We start from the raw sequence: 17,717 nt of genomic DNA, 5'->3' as shown, positions 1-17,717 counted from the left end.
CTTAATTAGCCGGTTGCGCTTCTTTTGGTTCCTTGCCAACGGAGTTGAGCAGGAACTTGCCAATCAGATCTTCCAGCACCAGCGCCGACTGCGTGTCATGGATGGTCGAGCCATCCTTGAGCACGTCTTCTTCACCGCCCACGCTGATACCGATGTACTTCTCGCCAAGCAAGCCGGCGGTCAGGATCGAAGCAGTGGAGTCGGTCGGCAGGTTGTTGACCGACTTGTCCAGTTGCAGCGTCACCCGACCGGTGTAGGAATCACGGTCCAGATCGATGGCGGAGACCTTGCCGATCGTTACACCGGCCATAGTCACTTTAGCTCTGACCGTCAAACCGGCGATATTGTCGAAGTACGCATAAACTTTATAGGTATCGCTGCTCGGGCTGGCCGACAGCCCGCTGACACGCAGGGCCAGCAGCAGCAGTGCCAGGATCCCGGCCAGGAGGAACAGGCCGACACCGATTTCCAGGGTGCGGTTTTGCATCAGAAATCTCCAAACATCAAGGCGGTCAAAATAAAGTCCAGACCCAGCACTGCCAACGAGGCATAGACCACGGTCTTGGTGGTGGCACGGCTGATCCCCTCTGAGGTGGGTTCGCAGTCGTAGCCCTGGAATACGGCAATCCAGGTCGTGACGAAGGCAAACACCAGGCTCTTGATCAGCCCGTTGAGCACGTCGTCAGTAAAGGAAACGCTGTTCTGCATGTTGCCCCAGAACGAGCCTTCGTAAACGCCCAGCCAGTCGACTGCGACCCACGAACCGCCCCAGATGCCGACCACGCTGAAGATCAGCGCCAGCAGCGGCAGCGAGATGAAACCGGCCCACAAGCGTGGCGCGACAATGTACTTGAGCGGGTCGACGCCGATCATTTCCAGGCTCGACAGCTGCTCGGTGGACTTCATGTTGCCGATTTCGGCGGTCAGCGCAGAACCGGCGCGGCCGGCGAACAGCAGCGCGGTGACCACCGGGCCGAGCTCACGCAGCAGGGTCAGGGCGACCATTTGCCCGACCGCCTGCTCGGAACCGTACTTGGTCAGGATGCTGTAGCCCTGCAGGGCAAGCACCATGCCGATGAACACGCCGGAAACGACAATGATCGCCAGCGACAGCACACCCACCGAGTACAGCTGCTTGGTCAGCAACTGGAAACCGCCGCCGATGCCGCCACGGCCGACCAGCGCATGGAACAGGAACAGGCACGAGCGCCCGAGCACGGCCAGCACGTCGATCGCCGAGCGCCCGAGCAGGCGGATACGTTCGAGTAAGGATTTTCTGCGCATCACCGCGCCCCCAGCAGATCGGCGCGGTAATCAGGCGCGGGAAAGTGGAATGGCACCGGGCCGTCCGGGTCGCCTTTCATGAACTGGCGGATGCGCGGATTGTCCGAGCCCATCAGCTCGTCGGGGGTACCCTGGCCCAGCACCTGGCCATCACCAACCACATAGATGTAATCGGCGATACTCGCGGTTTCGGCGAGGTCGTGGGAAACCACGATGCTGGTGATGCCCAGCGCATCGTTGAGCAGACGGATCAAGCGCACGAGCACACCCATGGCAATCGGGTCCTGGCCGACGAACGGTTCGTCGTACATCAGGATCTGCGGGTCCAGGGCAATCGCCCGGGCCAGCGCCACCCGGCGCTTCATGCCGCCGGACAGCTCGTCCGGCATCAGGTCGATGGCACCGCGCAGGCCGACAGCCTGCAGTTTCATCAACACGATGTCACGGATCATTTCGTCCGAAAGCTGGGTATGCACGCGCAACGGAAAAGCGACGTTCTCGAACACATCGAGATCGGTGAACAGCGCACCGCTCTGGAACAGTACGCCCATCTGCTTGCGTGCGTCGAACAGGTCGCTGCGCGAGAGGCTCGGCAGGTTCTGCCCGGCCACCCACACTTCACCGCTCGACGGCCGAAGCTGCGCGCCCATCAGGCGCAGCAGCGTGGTCTTGCCGCAACCCGACGGTCCCATGATCCCGGTGACCTTGCCACGTGGGATACGGATGTCGACATTGCTGAAAATGCTGCGCGAACCGCGCTTGAAGGTGACTCCCTTCAACTCGACCGCGTAGGCGCTATCCACACTCATCTAGACTCCTTGCTAATGCAGCCTCGCACTAATGGACGCTGGCCCTCATCGTGAAGGCACACGCGCCCTTGGCAGGCCGAATAGCGGCGAACTATAGCACTGCTGACCTCACGCCCCCAAGGGCATGGAACAGGTCGTTCAGGCCAATGACAGGCATTGATGTCTTTCAAGAGGGCAATCGAAAGGATGAGGCTTTCTTGTATTGCGGCTATAATCGCCGCCTTTTAATCAGGCATTGCTTTTCGACATGAGCCAATCCAGCGAGCTGATCCACTCCGCCCAGCGCACCCTGCGCCTGGAACTCGAGGCCGTTGAAGGCCTGGTGGCCCGCATCGACGCCAATTTCGTCAAGGCTTGCGAGCTGATCCTGGCGAGCAAGGGCCGGGTCGTGGTGGTCGGCATGGGCAAATCGGGGCATATCGGCAACAAGATTGCCGCCACCCTGGCCAGCACCGGCACGCCAGCGTTCTTCGTGCATCCAGCCGAAGCCAGCCATGGCGACATGGGCATGATCACCCGCGACGATGTCATCCTGGCCCTGTCCAATTCCGGCAGCACCGCCGAGATCGTTACCCTGCTGCCGCTGATCAAGCGCCTGGGGATCCAGATGATCAGCCTGACCGGCAACCCGGACTCGCCCCTGGCCCAGGCCGCCGAAGTCAATCTCGACGCCAGCGTCACCCAGGAAGCCTGCCCGCTGAACCTGGCCCCGACCTCCTCCACCACTGCGGCACTGGTGCTGGGCGACGCGCTGGCCATTGCCCTGCTCGAAGCCCGTGGCTTCACTGCCGAGGACTTCGCCTTCTCGCACCCTGGCGGTGCCCTGGGCCGCCGCCTGCTGCTCAAGGTCGAGCATGTCATGCACGCCGGTGACGAATTGCCCCAGGTACAGCTCGGCACACTGCTCAAGGACGCGCTCCTTGAAATGTCCCGCAAAGGTTTGGGCATGACCGTGATCGTGGGCAGCGATGGCAAGCTGGCCGGGATCTTCACCGACGGCGACCTGCGCCGCAGCCTGGACCGTAACATCGACGTGCACTCCACACTGATCGATCAGGTGATGACCGTACATGGCAAGACGGCTCGCGCCGAGATGCTTGCCGCCGAGGCCCTGAAGATCATGGAAGACCACAAGATCAGCGCCCTGGTGGTCGTGGACAAGGACGACCGCCCGACCGGCGCCCTGAACATGCACGACCTGCTGCGCGCCGGCGTGATGTAAAGGAGAACGAACCGATGACCCAAGATCTCATGCAACGCGGCAAGGCGATCAAGCTCGCCGTTTTCGACGTTGACGGCGTGCTGACCGATGGCCGCCTGTACTTCCTCGAAGATGGCAGCGAATTCAAGACCTTCAACACCCTTGATGGCCAGGGCATCAAGATGCTCATGGCCGCAGGCGTAACCACGGCGATCATCAGCGGACGCAAGACCCCAGTGGTGGAGCGCCGGGCGAAGAACCTCGGCATCCCTCACCTTTACCAGGGCCGCGAAGACAAATTGGTCGTGCTCGACGGCCTGCTCGCCGAACTGGGCCTAAGCTATGAACAGGTCGCCTATCTGGGCGACGACCTGCCCGACCTGCCGGTGATCCGCCGGGTAGGCCTGGGCATGGCCGTGGCCAACGCCGCGCCGTTCGTTCGCCAGCACGCCCACGGCGTAACCCAGGCACGCGGCGGCGAAGGTGCTGCACGCGAGTTCTGCGAACTGATCATGCAGGCCCAGGGCACCCTGGACGCTGCCAACGCCAACTACCTTTAAGGCTGCCCATGTTCAGCAAGAAAGCCCGCAATATTGCGCTGCTCGCGGTGATTACCGCCCTGCTGGCGGCAATCGGCTACTGGAATGTCAGCCCCGAGAGCTTCCTCGAAAAGCCAGTGGCCCAGGTTGACGAAAGTGCCATCGATTACTACGCGATCAACGCGCACAGCGTGCAGTTCATGCCCGACGGCAAGCTGCAATACGAGATGACCGCCGACAAGGTCGAGCACCTCAGGGCCAGCGAAGTCACCCTGCTGACCACACCCGACCTGCACATGTACCGGGGCACCGAGTACCCTTGGCACGTGCAGAGTGCACGTGCCGAGGTCAACCCGGATGGCACCGAGGTCGAGCTGATCGAGAATGTCCGCGTGCAACGCATCGACGAAAAACAGCGTGAACTCGTGGTTACCAGCTCCCGCATGACCGTATTCCCGCAGAAGCAATATGCGCAGACCGAGCAAGCCGTTAGAATCGACGGCGCCGGTGGCACAACTACGGGCAAAGGAATGAAAGCGTATTTGAAAGAAGGCAAGATGGACTTGCTCTCTAACGTAAGAGGACAGTATGAGGCTCGTTAAAACCCTCCCCCTTTTGCTCAGCCTGAGCGCAGCACTGGGAAGCGCGAGCGCCTTCGCCCTGCCGACCGACCGTGACCAGCCTATCCGCATCCAGGCCGACAACGCGCACCTGGACGACAAGCAAGGCGTGGCCACCTATACCGGCGATGTGATCATCACCCAGGGCTCGATGATGATCAAAGGCAACACCGTGACCATGACCCGTGCCGCCAATGGCGACATCGACGTGGTGACCTCGGTGGGCAACCTGGCCTACTTCGAGCAGCAGCAGAGCGCGGCCAAGCCAGAGAAGATGAAAGGCTGGGCGGTGACCATCCAGTACCAGGCGCAGAAAGATACGGTGATCCTCACCGACCGCGCCAAGGTCGAGAACGAAGGCAACACCACCGAAGGCGAGAAGATCATCTACAACACCAAGACCCAGGTTGCGACCGCCGGTCGTGGTGGCAACGTGACTCAACCACGTCAGCGCATCGACATGGTGATCCAGCCGAAGAAGAAGGCCGAGTAAATGGCAACCCTCAAAGCCCAGCACCTGGCCAAGAGCTACAAGGGGCGGCAAGTCGTGCGTGATGTCAGCCTGTCGATCGACAGCGGGCAGATCGTCGGCCTGCTCGGCCCCAACGGCGCCGGCAAGACCACCTGCTTCTACATGATCGTGGGGCTGGTCCAGGCCGACCAGGGGCGCGTACTGATCGACAACCTCGATGTCAGTCACCAGCCCATGCATGGCCGCGCCCGCGCCGGCATCGGCTACCTGCCGCAGGAAGCTTCGATCTTCCGCAAGCTGTCGGTGGCCGACAACATCATGGCCATTCTCGAGACCCGCAAGGACATCGACCGCGAAGGCCGGCGCAAAGAGCTGGAAAGCCTGCTGCAGGAGTTCCACATCAGCCACATCCGCGACAACCTCGGCATGAGCCTCTCCGGTGGTGAACGCCGCCGTGTCGAAATTGCCCGCGCCCTGGCTACCGCACCGAAGTTCATCCTGCTGGACGAACCTTTTGCCGGTGTCGACCCGATTTCCGTGGGCGACATCAAGCAGATCATCCATCACCTCAAGGCCAAGGGTATCGGTGTACTGATCACCGACCACAACGTCCGTGAAACCCTGGATATCTGCGAGACCGCCTACATCGTCAACGACGGTCGACTGATCGCCGAAGGGGACGCCGAGACCATCCTGGCCAACGACCTGGTCAAGGAAGTCTACCTGGGCCACGAGTTCCGACTCTGACCCTCAGGTCCTGCCTGGAGCACTGGCATTAATGCCCTGTAGGGGCTTAAGTTGTTACAGCGCTCTAGGCAAACGCTACAATTTGAGGCATAAAACTTGCTTGAATTTGGCGCTTTGGCGCCCTCGTGTAGTGGATGGCGCATGCGCGCCGGCGAACAAGGTATTAAGCCCCAGCCATGAAACCATCGCTCGTCCTAAAAATGGGCCAGCAACTGACGATGACCCCGCAGTTGCAACAGGCCATCCGCCTACTTCAGCTCTCCACCCTGGACCTCCAGCAGGAAATCCAGGAAGCGCTGGAGTCCAATCCGATGCTCGAACGTCAGGAAGACGGCGACGACTTCGACAACAGCGACCCGATGGCGGACAACGCCGAGAACAAGCCGGCCGCCGAAGCCCAGGACAACAGCTTCCAGGAAAGCACCTCCAGTGCCGAAACCCTGGAAGACGGTGAGTGGAACGAGCGAATCCCCAACGAGCTTCCGGTCGACACCGCCTGGGAAGACATCTACCAGACTAGCGCCAGCAGCCTGCCGAGCAACGATGACGACGAGTGGGACTTCACCACCCGCACATCGGCTGGCGAAAGCCTGCAGAGCCACCTGCTGTGGCAGCTGAACCTGGCACCGATGTCCGACACCGACCGCCTGATCGCCGTCACCCTGATCGACAGCATCAACGGCCAGGGCTACCTGGAAGATACCCTCGAAGAAATCTGCGCAGGCTTCGACCCGGAGCTGGACATCGAGCTCGACGAGGTCGAGGCGGTGCTGCACCGCATCCAGCAGTTCGAACCGGCCGGCGTCGGCGCACGCACCCTCGGCGAGTGCCTGCTGCTGCAATTGCGCCAGCTGCCCGCCAGCACGCCCTGGATGAGCGAGGCCCAGCGCCTGGTCACCGACTTCATCGACCTGCTCGGCAGCCGCGATTACAGCCAGCTGATGCGCCGCATGAAGCTCAAGGAAGACGAACTGCGCCAGGTGATCGAACTGGTGCAGAGCCTCAACCCGCGGCCCGGTTCGCAGATCGAGTCGAGCGAACCGGAATACGTGGTGCCTGACGTGATCGTGCGCAAGGACAGCGACCGCTGGCTGGTCGAGCTGAACCAGGAAGCGATCCCGCGCCTGCGGGTCAACCCGCAGTACGCCGGCTTCGTCCGCCGCGCCGATACCAGCGCCGACAACACCTTCATGCGCAACCAGTTGCAAGAGGCGCGCTGGTTCATCAAGAGCCTGCAAAGCCGCAACGAAACGCTGATGAAGGTCGCCACGCAAATCGTCGAACACCAGCGCGGCTTCCTCGACCACGGCGATGAAGCGATGAAGCCGCTGGTCCTGCATGACATCGCCGAAGCGGTGGGCATGCATGAGTCGACCATTTCGCGGGTAACCACGCAGAAATACATGCACACCCCGCGTGGCATCTACGAACTGAAATACTTTTTCTCCAGCCACGTCAGCACCGCCGAAGGCGGAGAATGCTCGTCTACGGCAATCCGCGCGATCATCAAGAAACTGGTTGCGGCGGAAAATCAGAAAAAGCCATTGAGTGACAGCAAGATCGCTGGTTTACTGGAGGCACAAGGCATCCAGGTAGCCCGTCGCACCGTCGCCAAGTACCGCGAGTCCCTCGGCATCGCACCGTCGAGCGAGCGCAAGCGACTGATGTAGCCCCTGGATGTGCCACAGCGTTTGTGGGGCAGGTGCAATACCTGCCTCTTTATGCACGGGCAACAAAGGAGAAGCTGTATGCAAGTCAATATCAGTGGACAGCATGTAGAAGTCACCCAGCCACTGCGCGATTATGTGCTTGAAAAGCTCGCTCGCGTGGAAAGTCACTTCGACAAGATCACCAACGTGCAGGTCATCATGAAAGTCGAGAAGCTGCAGCAGAAGGTCGAGGCGACCCTGCAGATTCCCGGCGGTGAAGTGGTTGCCAACGCCGAACACGAAGACATGTATGCAGCGATCGACGCCTTGGCCGACAAGCTCGACCGCCAACTGAAAAAACACAAGGAAAAACAGCAAAGCCTGCTGCAAGGTGCAGCCGCCCGCTGATCCCTCTTATCCATGATCCGACTCGAAACCATCCTGACCCCCGGCCGTTCCCTGGTGAACGTGCCGGGCGGCAGCAAGAAGCGCGCCCTGGAAAAGGTCGCCAACCTGATTGCCGAGCAAGTAAACGGGCTGGAGATGCAAGACGTCTTCGAAAAGCTCATCGCTCGCGAAAAACTGGGCTCGACCGGCTTTGGCAATGGCATTGCCATTCCCCATTGCCGACTTGAAGGCTGCTCGTCCCCAGTCAGCGCCCTGCTGCACCTGGATGCGCCGATCGACTACGACGCCATCGATGGCGCACCGGTGGATCTGCTGTTCGTCCTGCTGGTGCCAGAGGCGGCCACCGATGCCCATCTTGAATTGCTGCGCCAGATCGCCAGCATGCTCGATCGCAAGGAGGTCCGCGATCGGCTGCGTGCCGCCGGTAGCAGCGAGGCCCTGTACCAGGTTGTCCTGGACGCACAGAACGAGCACTGAACATGCGCCTGATCATCGTCAGCGGCCGGTCCGGCTCCGGCAAGAGCACCGCCCTCGATGTCCTGGAAGACAACGGTTTCTACTGCATCGACAACCTGCCCGCCGGGCTGCTGCCGCAGCTGGCGGAAAATGCGTTGATCAATACCGAACTGCTGCAACCCAAAGTGGCGGTTTCGATCGATGCGCGCAACCTGCCCAGCCACCTGTCGCGCTTCCCCGAACTGCTGGCGGAGGCCCGTGGGCGCCACATCCAGTGTGACGTGCTGTTTCTTGACGCAGACGAAGACACGCTGCTCAAGCGCTTCTCGGAAACCCGCCGTCGCCACCCATTGACCAACGCCGACCGCTCGCTGGCCGAAGCGATCCGCGTTGAAAGCGAACTGCTGGGGCCGATTGCCGACCTTGCCGACCTGAAGATCGACACCACCAGCCTCAACCTCTACCAATTGCGCGATTCGATCAAGCTGCGCCTGCTCAACCAGCCCGAGCCTGGCACCGCATTCCTGGTCGAGTCGTTCGGCTTCAAGCGCGGGATGCCGGTCGATGCCGACCTGGTGTTCGACGTACGCTGCCTGCCTAACCCATACTGGAAACCGGAGCTGCGCGATCATTCCGGCCTGGAGCAGCCAGTCAGAGACTACCTGGCCGCACAGCCGGACGTCGAAGAAATGTTCAACGACATTTCCAGCTACCTGCTCAAATGGCTACCACGCTTTGCCGCCAGCAACCGCGCCTATGTCACCATCGCCATTGGCTGCACCGGAGGCCACCACCGCTCGGTCTACATCACCGAGCGCCTCGGCCAGCTGTTGCAGCAATCCCTGAAAAACGTCCAGGTCCGCCACCGCGACCTCTAGCCCACAGGATCCACCGCACGATGCCCGCCCGCGAAATCACCATCATCAACAAGCTGGGCCTGCATGCCCGGGCGGCAGCCAAGTTCGTCGGCGTGGCCGGTAAATACCCCTGCCAGGTCCGCGTCGGCCGCGCGCCCGACAAGCTGGTGGACGGCAAGAGCATCATGGCGGTGATGATGCTGGCCGCAGGCAAAGGCACTCAGGTGCACCTGATGACCGAGGGCGAGCAGGACGGCGAGGCCCTGGAAGCACTGGTGGCATTGATCAACAACTTCTTCGACGAAGGCGAGTAAGCCCCTTTCTGCAATATCCCCTGCCAATTGTCAGGGTGCATTCCTGTGCGGCTGCCTTTATACCTAGGCCATGGAAGCATTCAAACGAATCAAAACCCTGGTGATCAAAGAAAAACCCGGCGCGATGGCCGGGTTTCAATGTCACGGGGATTCTGGCGGGTATCAGCTGCCAGCGACCGTCATTCGCTCGATCAGCACCGACCCTGTGTGAATATTGCTACGGGTCTCAAGATCACTGCCAATCGCGACAATCTGCTGGAACATGTCTTTCATATTGCCGGCAATGGTCACTTCCTGCACGGCATGCTGAATCTCGCCGTTCTCGACCCAGAAGCCCGCCGCGCCACGCGAATAATCGCCGGTCACCATGTTCAGACCATGGCCCATCAGCTCGGTTACCAGCAAGCCACGGCCCATGCGACGGATCAGCGCCGCCTGGTCTTCCACGCCATGGGTGACATACAGGTTATGCACGCCGCCGGCGTTGGCAGTGCTTGGCAAGCCCAGTTTGCGCCCGGAGTAGGTACCCAGCAGGTACGACACCAGCTCGCCTTTGTCGACGAACGGTTTCGCGTAGGTCGCCAGGCCGTCACCGTCGAATGCAGCGCTGCCCAGCGCGCGCGGAATGTGCGGGCGCTCGTCGAGGGTCAGCCAGGACGGGAACAGGCGCTGACCGATGGCGCCGTCGAGGAACGATGATTTGCGGTACAGGTTGCCCCCCGAGATGGCCGACAGGAAACTGCCGAACAGGCCACCGGCCAGCTCGGCGGAGAACAGCACGGGCACTTCGCAGGTCGGTACTGGCCGCGCACCCAGGCGGCTGGCAGCGCGCTGGGCGGCGCGCACGCCGATGCTGCGCGGGTCGGCCAGCAGGTTGCCCTGGCGGTTCACGTCATACCAGTAGTCACGCTGCATCTGGCCTTCGCCTTCGGCGATCATCACGCAGCTCAGGCTGTGCCGGGTCGAGGCGTAGCCACCGATGAAGCCGTGGCTGTTGCCGTACACGCGGCAACCCTGGTGAGTGTTCAGGGTGGTGCCATCAGCATTGAGGATGCGCTTGTCGGCGTCAAATGCCGCCGCCTCGCAAGTCAGCGCCATCTCGATGGCCTTCTCCGGCTCGATGTCCCAGTCATGATAAAGGTCGAGGTCGGGGATCTCGCGGGCCATCAGCGCGGCATCCGCCAGGCCCGAACACTCGTCCTCGGAGGTATGTTTGGCAATCGCCAAAGCAGCGGCGACGGTTTCACGGATGGCATCCGGGCCACTGGCCGAGGTGCTGGCCGAACCCTTGCGCTGGCCGACATAGAGGGTGATGCCAAAGCCCTGGTCGCGGTTGAATTCGACCGTCTCGACCTCGCGCTGGCGCACCGTGGTGGACAGGCCCTGCTCCAGCGATACCGCCACTTCGCAGGCACTGGCGCCTTGCTTGCGTGCTTCTGCAATGATCGCTTCGACCTGCTCCTGCAACGCTGGCAGGTCCTTTGGGCCTACGCTCTGGACTGCACTCATGGTTTTCTCCACTCAAATTCTGCGTTCGGCGAGGGTCATTCTACGACCGGACCGGACAAGCGGCCCCCGACTGGTTATCATGGCGGCGATTTCTAGCGGACTGCCACCATGGTTGATTCATACGACGACGCCTTCGACGGCGAAAAAAGCAAAACCCAGATCAAGCGCGAACTGCATGCACTGGTCGAACTCGGCGAGCGCCTGACCACGGTCAAGGCCGATACCCTGGCGCGCCTGCCGCTCACCGACGAGCTGCGCAAAGCCCTGGCCGAAGCCTGCAAGCACACCGCCCATGGCGCGCGCAAACGCCACATGTCGTTCGTCGGCAAGTTGATGCGCGACCAGGACCTGGACGCCATCCACGCCGTGCTCGATCAAATCGACACCTCCAGCCGCCAGTACAACGAGCGTTTCCATGGCCTGGAACGCTGGCGCGACCGGTTGATCGATGGCAATGACGAAGACCTTGAGCGTTTTGTTCAGGAATTCCCCGAAACCGATCGCCAGCAGATGCGCTCGCTGATCCGTCATGCCCAGCACGAAAAGGCGCGGAACAAACCGCCTGCCGCTGCGCGCAAGGTGTTCAAGTACATCCGCGATCTCGACGAGATGCAGCGCGGCCTGCGCTGATTCCCGCCGCCTGGGGCTGCCTTGCAGCCCCCGGACATCCATCAAGCGCCAGTACCGCCCACGGTAATCGCATCCAGCTTCAAGGTCGGCTGCCCGACGCCTACCGGCACCGATTGACCATCCTTGCCGCACGTTCCCACACCACTGTCCAGCGCCAGGTCATTACCGACCATCGACACTCGGCTCATGGCCTCCGGCCCGTTGCCGATCAGGGTCGCACCCTTCACCGGAGCGGTGATCTTGCCGTCTTCGATCAGGTAGGCTTCGCTGGTCGAGAACACGAACTTGCCACTGGTGATGTCGACCTGGCCACCGCCGAGGTTGGCGCAGTAGATGCCCTTCTTCACCGAGGCAATGATTTCTTGCGGGTCGCTTTCGCCGGCCAGCATGTAGGTGTTGGTCATGCGCGGCATCGGCAGGTGCGCATATGATTCGCGGCGACCGTTGCCGGTAAGCGCCGCGCCCATCAGCCGTGCATTGAGCTTGTCCTGCATGTAGCCCTTGAGGATGCCGTTCTCGATCAGCGTGGTGCATTCGGTCGGCGTGCCTTCGTCATCGACGCTCAACGAGCCGCGGCGACCTTGGAGGGTGCCGTCGTCGACAATGGTGCACAACTGCGAAGCGACCTTCTCGCCGATCCGCCCGCTGAAGGCCGAACTGCCCTTGCGGTTGAAGTCGCCTTCCAGGCCATGACCGACCGCTTCGTGCAGTAGCACACCCGACCAGCCAGACCCCAGCACCACCGGCAACGTGCCGGCCGGGGCCGGGATAGCCTCAAGGTTCACCAGCGCCTGGCGCAGCGCTTCGCGGGCATAGCCCATGACGCGCTCTTGCGTGAAGAAGCGGTAGTCGGTACGCCCGCCACCGCCCTGCCCGCCGCGCTCGCGGCGGCCATTCTGCTCGACGATGACGCTGACGTTGAAACGTACCAGCGGCCGCACATCGGCGGCCAGGCTGCCGTCGGCGGCGGCAATCAGGATGCGTTCCCAGACCCCGGCCATGCTCACGCTGACTTGCTGGATACGCGGATCGAGGGCACGGGTGGCGGCATCGACGCGCTTGAGCAGCTCGACCTTTTCGGCACGGCTGAGCACGTCCAGCGGGTTCTCCGGCGCATACAGCGCCGTCACGTCCTGGCTGCGGAACGCCTGCACCGTGCCGTTCTGGCCAGCGCGGGAAATCGAGCGGGCAGCACGGGCGGCCGAGGTCAGCGCCTCAAGGTTGATTGCATTGCTGTAGGCAAAGCCCGTCTTCTCACCGGACTGGGCACGCACGCCCACACCCTGGTCAAGGTTGAAGCTGCCCTCTTTGACGATGCCGTCCTCCAGCGCCCAGGTTTCCGAGATCTGGCCCTGGAAATACAGGTCCGCGGCGTCGATGCCGGGGCCGGCCAGTTCGCCCAGCACGCTCTGCAGGCTGTCGAGGGTGAGTCCGCCCGGGGCCAGGAGCTGCTCGCTGACGGTGGATAACATCTGGCTCATAGTCACTCCGAGGTGTGCGCAGGCCGCAAGGCGTCCTGCGAGAAAAAGCGCCGGTGCGTGGTGACCGGCATGCGCGCCCGGATGGACGCCTGTTCATCAATGTCGCGCTCGGCGAGCAAAACCGCTTCGCCTTGCGCCTGTTCTGCGACGATCCGCCCCCAAGGGTCGACGATCGCCGCATGCCCGTGGGTTTCCCGCGGGCCTGGATGGCTACCGCCCTGGGCCGCCGCCAGCACGTAGCACTGGGTCTCGATGGCCCGGGCACGGATCAGCACTTCCCAATGTGCAGCGCCTGTGACCGCAGTAAAGGCGGCGGGTGCCGTAATCAGTTCCGCGCCTGCGCCGCGCAAGGCGCTGTACAGCTCGGGGAAGCGCAGGTCGTAACACACGCTCAGGCCCAAGCGCCCTACCGGCGTATCAGCCACTACCACCTGGGCACCATGGGCATAGTCATCGGACTCGCGGTAGCGGCCACGGTTGTCGGCCACATCCACGTCGAACAGGTGCAGCTTGTCGTAGCGCGCCACCACTTCGCCGTGTTCGTCGATCAGCAGCGAACAGGCATGGGCCTTGGCTTCAGGCTGGCCTTGCGGTGGCAGCGGCAAGGTACCGGCAACAATCCATAATCTGAGGTCGCGCGCGGTACGTTTCAACCATGGCAGGATCGGGCCTTCGCCCATGGCTTCGGCGCGGCCGATGGCGGCGGCATCCTTGCGGCCCATTGCCGCGAAGTTTTCCGGCAGCACGGCCAGCCGTGCACCGCCCAAGGCCGCCTGTTCGAGCAGGGTGCCCGCACGCTGCAGGTTGGCCAGCACATCGTCCTGGCTGACCATCTGGATGACCGCTGCCTTCATGGGCACTCCCGAAGTTATTTGTCGAACGGTTTCACAAAGGTGATTTTAGGCTCTTTCACCGGCCCTTCGACGCGATAGTGCACGCTGGCAAAACGCGACACCCGGTCGCCGATCAATCGATCGACCAGGAACAGCGCCCCCCCGACCGCAGGCGCACCGACGATCAGCGCGGCCAGCGGCAGGTTGTTGGTCACCGGCAGGGTCACCTGCAGGTTGGCATCGACCCGATCACGTACCAGGTCGAGGGTGCCATCGAGTTCGAAGTTGCTCGACGGCCCGGTCACGGTAATCGGCTCGCGGGTCACGTAGACACCGCTGCTGGCCACCAGCAGGCCCTTGACCCGGTCGTAGGCCAGGCCCTTGTCGAACAGGTCGGAGAAGTCCAGGCGCAGGCGCCGGCCAATCGAGTTGAAGTTGAGCAGGCCGAATACCCGCAGGGCCTGGGCGCCACCTTCCACTTCGACGAACTGACCGCTGCGCAAGGCGGCATCCATGCTGCCCGAGAAGCGCTTGAGGCCGACCCAGGCCGGCGAACCGGGCCAACGGCCATCGACATCCAGGCGGAAATCGCGGCTGGTCACGGTCGGGGCGAAACCCCAGGCCTTGAGCACATCGGCGAGGTTCTTGCCATCAAGCCGGCCTTTGTACCAGCTGCTGGTAGCCCCCGTTTGGCCTTCCCAACCGCCACTGCCATCGACATGCAGGCCTTTGAAATCGAGGTCGATGTCCTGCGCTGTCACCCCCCGTGCAGTCGGGCGCAGCTTCAGCGCGGCATTGCCGAACAGGTCATCGCCGCGATAAAGCTTGTCGATACTCAGGTCCAGGGCCGGCACCTTGCGCGGGTCGAACGAAGCCAGCGGGTCCGGGCCCTCCTCCGACTGCGCTTCAGCCGGGTCGGCAGGCGGCAGGCGCAGGGTCTGCAGGCGTACGACCATCGGCGCAGCCTTGGCATCGGGCACGCGTGCGTTACCGATGACTTCCTTGCTGTCCAGACGCAGATCCCACGCTGGGCCACCCCGGGTCAGGCGCACCACGGCCTGGTTCAGGCTCATGCCGAAAGCCTTCAGCTGGCCGATGCTCAGGTCGACACTCTGCAGGTTCTGCCGGGCATTGCCACCAGGGTCGTCACCGGCAAAGCGTGCGGCCTGCTCCTGCCAAGGCGCCAGGTCCAGGCTTTCCAGCCGCCCCTTCACCCGCAGCCCCTGCGCCGCTGGCAGCTGCGCCTGCCCGGCGCCGAGCAGCAGTTCACCGCGGCCCTGGCCCAGCTTGTCGGCCGGTGCGGCGTAGGCGAAACGGGCCAGGTCGGCGTAAGCCGCATCGAACCGCCGCTCAGGCCCTTGCAGGTTCATGCTGAAACGGCTGTCACGCGTATCTGCCGCCGCCTTGCCGAAGGGGACCGGCAGATCGATGGTCAGCCCCTTGAGCGAAGAACTGACATTCAAGCTGTTGTCGCGGCTGCCCAGATTGATCTGCAACTGGTAAGGCAGATCGCCGGTGGCGGGCAAGGTCTGTTTGAACTGCAGCCAGTCGGTCAGGGATTTCAGCGAGGCCTGGCCGCTGGCATTGATGCGCGTCTGCATCTGCCCGGGCTGGCCCTGGGCACTGATCTGCGCGGTGACCGGCTTGCCAAACACCTGCAAGCTGATGTTCTTGCCGCTCAGGCCCTTGTCGAAGTCAAAGTTGAAGTCGCCCTTCAGGCGTGTCAGGTCCAGGCTGGGCGGGGCCACCTTGAGGCGCGCATCGGCCGTGGCGAAGTCCACCAGCACTTTTGGCCGCTCACCGTGGGCCAGGGGCACATCGAGCTTGAGCTTGCCCTTGAGCGGGCCCTCGCCTTCCCAGCCGGCGAAGATCTCGCCAGTACCGATCGGTGCTTCCTTGAGAATCTTCAAGCCATCGCCAAGGCTGCCGTCGAAATTGCCGTCTAGGTAAAGGTGGCTGTGCTGGCCGCTGTCGACATGGGGAATATTCACGCTGACATCGCTGACTTTAGTGTCGAGCAGCAGGCCCTTGCTGGCCTTGATGCGCACACCGCTGTCTTCGATCAGCACATCGCCATCCACCTCCTGCACCTGCGGCCAGCCTGGCTGGAAGTCCAACGCGGCATCGTGGACCTTGAAGAACAGGCTGATGCTGCGAGCCTCAGGCGCGGCGCCGTGGTTCAACGAACCCTGGTACTGGAAGTAGCCCTGGTCGACGTTGCCTTTGACGATGGCGCTGCGCAGCCATTCGTCGAGCGCCGGGCTCAGCACTTCGGGCAGGTACTTGGCGGTATAGCGGCCATCGCCTTCAGTCAGGCCGACGCGCAGGTCCATGTAGCTTTCGGAACCTTCATCGAACAGCAGGCGAATCAGGAAGTCGCCGGCAATCTTGCCTTCCTCGCCCAGCACCTTGAGGTAAGGTGCGATGAGGGTGAAACCGTGCTTGTCGAGCGCCCAGGTCAGGCGCGCATTGGCCTTCTGGTATTGCCAGGGTTTGGCGAAGATCGGGTACAGATGCAGCATGAATGCGTCGGTATCCAGGCGCAGCTCACCGTGCCCGAGGTCGCCGCTGATGCTGCCGCTGACATTACCGGCCGCCGGTGCGCCGTGATAGGCATCGAAACCGACCCTCTCCAGGTTGGCGGCGAACTGCAGGCGCTGGTCCCCCTCGGCTTTTGGCCGTGCTTCCAGACGAACGTTGCGCAGGGCCCCGGTGACCTTCAGCGCATCGACCACGCTCATGAGCTTGTCCGGCAAGGGGGCCAGGGCATTGATCAAGGGGGTCAACGGGGTCAGGTCAAGGCGGTCGGCCTGCACTTGCCAGGTTTCGTCCGCCGGGTCATCGCCCAGGCGCTGGTTCACTTGCAGGTGCGATTCCCAGCGTGTCTTGCCGATGCTTGCCGCGAGTGAATCCACCACCACAGCGAAACCCTGATCACGGCGCTGGAACCAGGCGGCCAAGGCAAGATTGTCCAGGGCCACGGCCTTGCGCTCGGCGTAGGCACCGCGCAGTTGCGGGGCGTTGAGGCGGACTACCGCCTGCTGCAACTGGCCCTTGCTCCAGTCGACCCAGAACTCGCCACCGGCCTTCAGCGCTTCAGCCCGCCACTGGCCCAGCAAACCCGGCGGCAACCAGCGCGCCCAGTCGCTTTGCGGCAAGCTCAGGTAGGCCTCGACCTCGCCATCGCGCCAGGCCTTGGCATCCGCCCGGCTGCGCAGGTTGACCGCCAGCGGCTGGCCGTCGGGCAAGGTCGCACGCAGGTCGAGGGCCTGGCGTGATGCGCCGGCCTGCAGGCCGACGCTGACATAGGTGAGGGTCAGCGGGTCACGCTGCCAGGGCTGCAGGGTAACCTGGCTGTCGAACACATCGATGCGGCCCAACTGGCGCAAACGCTGCAACAGCTCGGCAGGGTCCAGCGGTGCGTCGTCCTTTTTCGGTACCCCTTCGAGGGCCCAGCCACCCTGCTCATCTTCGCGCAGAATCAGTTGCAGGCCGCCGAGTTCGATGCGCGCCAGGCGCACTTCACGGGAGGTCAGGCTGGCCCACAGGTCGGGTACCACCTTGACCTCATCCAGGCGCAGGGCCGATGTGCCCTCGCCCAGTTGCAGGTCACGCACGCGCAATATCGGCGCCAGGCCACTCCAGCGCCCTTCCAGAGCGCCCACATGCACGGGCAGGCCCAGCGCCTGTTCGGCCTTGCTTTCGACGTCGGCACGGTATTCGGCCACCAGCGGCACCAGTTCGCGGCCGAGGCTGACATACAACGCCACCAGCACCGCGAGCAGGGCACAAATGCCCAACCCCCAACGGGTCAAGGCGACAAGAACGCGGTTCAGACGTCCCATGGCCATGGCCCTCCAGGTCGTTTATCCATGATGGCCCGACGTGTCGATTTTGCCAGCCGCTGC

At 62.9% G+C, this 17,717-nt stretch carries 18 protein-coding genes; 11 read left to right on the top strand and 7 right to left on the bottom strand.

Annotated elements, in window-relative coordinates; genetic code table 11:
• Position 1 precedes the first annotated feature (1 nt).
• From mlaD to ABE528_RS13075, 3 genes are read right to left on the bottom strand one after another with little or no spacing between them, the layout of a single operon-like run.
• Positions 2-487, bottom strand: coding sequence for an outer membrane lipid asymmetry maintenance protein MlaD (mlaD, locus tag ABE528_RS13085; protein WP_152956747.1), 486 nt, complete (start codon positions 485-487; stop codon positions 2-4).
• The gene (gene mlaE, locus ABE528_RS13080; protein WP_152956746.1) at positions 487-1,284 is read right to left on the bottom strand and encodes a lipid asymmetry maintenance ABC transporter permease subunit MlaE; all 798 of its coding nucleotides are present in this window, start codon (positions 1,282-1,284) and stop codon (positions 487-489) included. The genes mlaD and mlaE overlap by 1 nt, the downstream gene beginning before the upstream one ends.
• Positions 1,284-2,093 carry an ATP-binding cassette domain-containing protein gene (locus tag ABE528_RS13075; RefSeq protein ID WP_043213285.1) on the bottom strand — a complete coding sequence of 270 codons (810 nt, stop codon included), beginning with the start codon at positions 2,091-2,093 and terminating at the stop codon, positions 1,284-1,286. The genes mlaE and ABE528_RS13075 overlap by 1 nt, the downstream gene beginning before the upstream one ends.
• A gap of 247 nt (positions 2,094-2,340) precedes the next feature.
• On the opposite strand from ABE528_RS13075, the gene ABE528_RS13070 reads away from it, so the two are divergent.
• The 10 genes from ABE528_RS13070 (at position 2,341) to ABE528_RS13025 (ending at position 9,356) form a co-directional block, all read left to right on the top strand.
• Positions 2,341-3,315, top strand: coding sequence for a KpsF/GutQ family sugar-phosphate isomerase (locus tag ABE528_RS13070; protein WP_152956745.1), 975 nt, complete (start codon positions 2,341-2,343; stop codon positions 3,313-3,315).
• A gap of 14 nt (positions 3,316-3,329) precedes the next feature.
• On the top strand, positions 3,330-3,854 hold the full coding sequence (locus tag ABE528_RS13065) for an HAD family hydrolase (protein WP_152956744.1): 525 nt from the start codon (positions 3,330-3,332) through the stop codon (positions 3,852-3,854).
• Positions 3,855-3,862: 8 nt separating this feature from the next.
• A complete protein-coding gene (gene lptC, locus ABE528_RS13060) occupies positions 3,863-4,435 on the top strand; it encodes an LPS export ABC transporter periplasmic protein LptC (protein ID WP_152956743.1) in 573 nt (190 codons plus the stop codon).
• A complete protein-coding gene (lptA, locus tag ABE528_RS13055) occupies positions 4,422-4,946 on the top strand; it encodes a lipopolysaccharide transport periplasmic protein LptA (protein WP_152956742.1) in 525 nt (174 codons plus the stop codon). Before lptC ends, lptA begins: the two co-directional genes overlap by 14 nt.
• Entirely contained in the window at positions 4,947-5,672 is a 726-nt protein-coding gene (gene lptB / locus ABE528_RS13050) for an LPS export ABC transporter ATP-binding protein (protein ID WP_060511298.1), read from the top strand.
• A 176-nt stretch (positions 5,673-5,848) separates the two neighbouring features.
• Positions 5,849-7,342: an RNA polymerase factor sigma-54 gene (locus tag ABE528_RS13045; protein WP_152956741.1), complete on the top strand. Its 1,494-nt coding sequence runs from the start codon at positions 5,849-5,851 to the stop codon at positions 7,340-7,342.
• Positions 7,343-7,420: 78 nt separating this feature from the next.
• Positions 7,421-7,729, top strand: coding sequence for a ribosome-associated translation inhibitor RaiA (raiA, locus tag ABE528_RS13040; RefSeq protein ID WP_003255135.1), 309 nt, complete (start codon positions 7,421-7,423; stop codon positions 7,727-7,729).
• Between the two features lie 12 nt (positions 7,730-7,741).
• The gene (gene ptsN / locus ABE528_RS13035) at positions 7,742-8,206 is read left to right on the top strand and encodes a PTS IIA-like nitrogen regulatory protein PtsN (RefSeq protein WP_152956740.1); all 465 of its coding nucleotides are present in this window, start codon (positions 7,742-7,744) and stop codon (positions 8,204-8,206) included.
• Positions 8,207-8,208: 2 nt separating this feature from the next.
• Positions 8,209-9,063 carry an RNase adapter RapZ gene (rapZ, locus tag ABE528_RS13030; RefSeq protein WP_346653190.1) on the top strand — a complete coding sequence of 285 codons (855 nt, stop codon included), beginning with the start codon at positions 8,209-8,211 and terminating at the stop codon, positions 9,061-9,063.
• A gap of 20 nt (positions 9,064-9,083) precedes the next feature.
• The gene (locus tag ABE528_RS13025) at positions 9,084-9,356 is read left to right on the top strand and encodes an HPr family phosphocarrier protein (RefSeq protein WP_152956738.1); all 273 of its coding nucleotides are present in this window, start codon (positions 9,084-9,086) and stop codon (positions 9,354-9,356) included.
• 162 nt (positions 9,357-9,518) lie between these two features.
• Here ABE528_RS13025 and pmbA read toward each other — a convergent pair whose 3' ends face one another.
• Positions 9,519-10,865: a metalloprotease PmbA gene (pmbA, locus tag ABE528_RS13020; protein WP_152956737.1), complete on the bottom strand. Its 1,347-nt coding sequence runs from the start codon at positions 10,863-10,865 to the stop codon at positions 9,519-9,521.
• A gap of 108 nt (positions 10,866-10,973) precedes the next feature.
• On the opposite strand from pmbA, the gene yjgA reads away from it, so the two are divergent.
• Entirely contained in the window at positions 10,974-11,495 is a 522-nt protein-coding gene (yjgA, locus tag ABE528_RS13015; RefSeq protein WP_060511316.1) for a ribosome biogenesis factor YjgA, read from the top strand.
• A 41-nt stretch (positions 11,496-11,536) separates the two neighbouring features.
• Here yjgA and tldD read toward each other — a convergent pair whose 3' ends face one another.
• From tldD to ABE528_RS13000, 3 genes are read right to left on the bottom strand one after another with little or no spacing between them, the layout of a single operon-like run.
• On the bottom strand, positions 11,537-12,976 hold the full coding sequence (tldD, locus tag ABE528_RS13010; RefSeq protein WP_152956736.1) for a metalloprotease TldD: 1,440 nt from the start codon (positions 12,974-12,976) through the stop codon (positions 11,537-11,539).
• A gap of 2 nt (positions 12,977-12,978) precedes the next feature.
• Positions 12,979-13,830, bottom strand: coding sequence for a carbon-nitrogen hydrolase family protein (locus ABE528_RS13005; protein WP_346653189.1), 852 nt, complete (start codon positions 13,828-13,830; stop codon positions 12,979-12,981).
• Positions 13,831-13,844: 14 nt separating this feature from the next.
• Positions 13,845-17,660, bottom strand: a complete 3,816-nt coding sequence (locus ABE528_RS13000; RefSeq protein WP_346653188.1) for a YhdP family protein — start codon at positions 17,658-17,660, stop codon at positions 13,845-13,847.
• Positions 17,661-17,717 lie beyond the last annotated feature (57 nt).

This window comes from Pseudomonas sp. TWI628, assembly GCF_039673865.1.
GTDB lineage: Bacteria > Pseudomonadota > Gammaproteobacteria > Pseudomonadales > Pseudomonadaceae > Aquipseudomonas.
The sequence above is the reverse complement of the archived record's forward strand: the minus strand, read 5'-3'. Positions and strand labels throughout refer to the sequence as shown.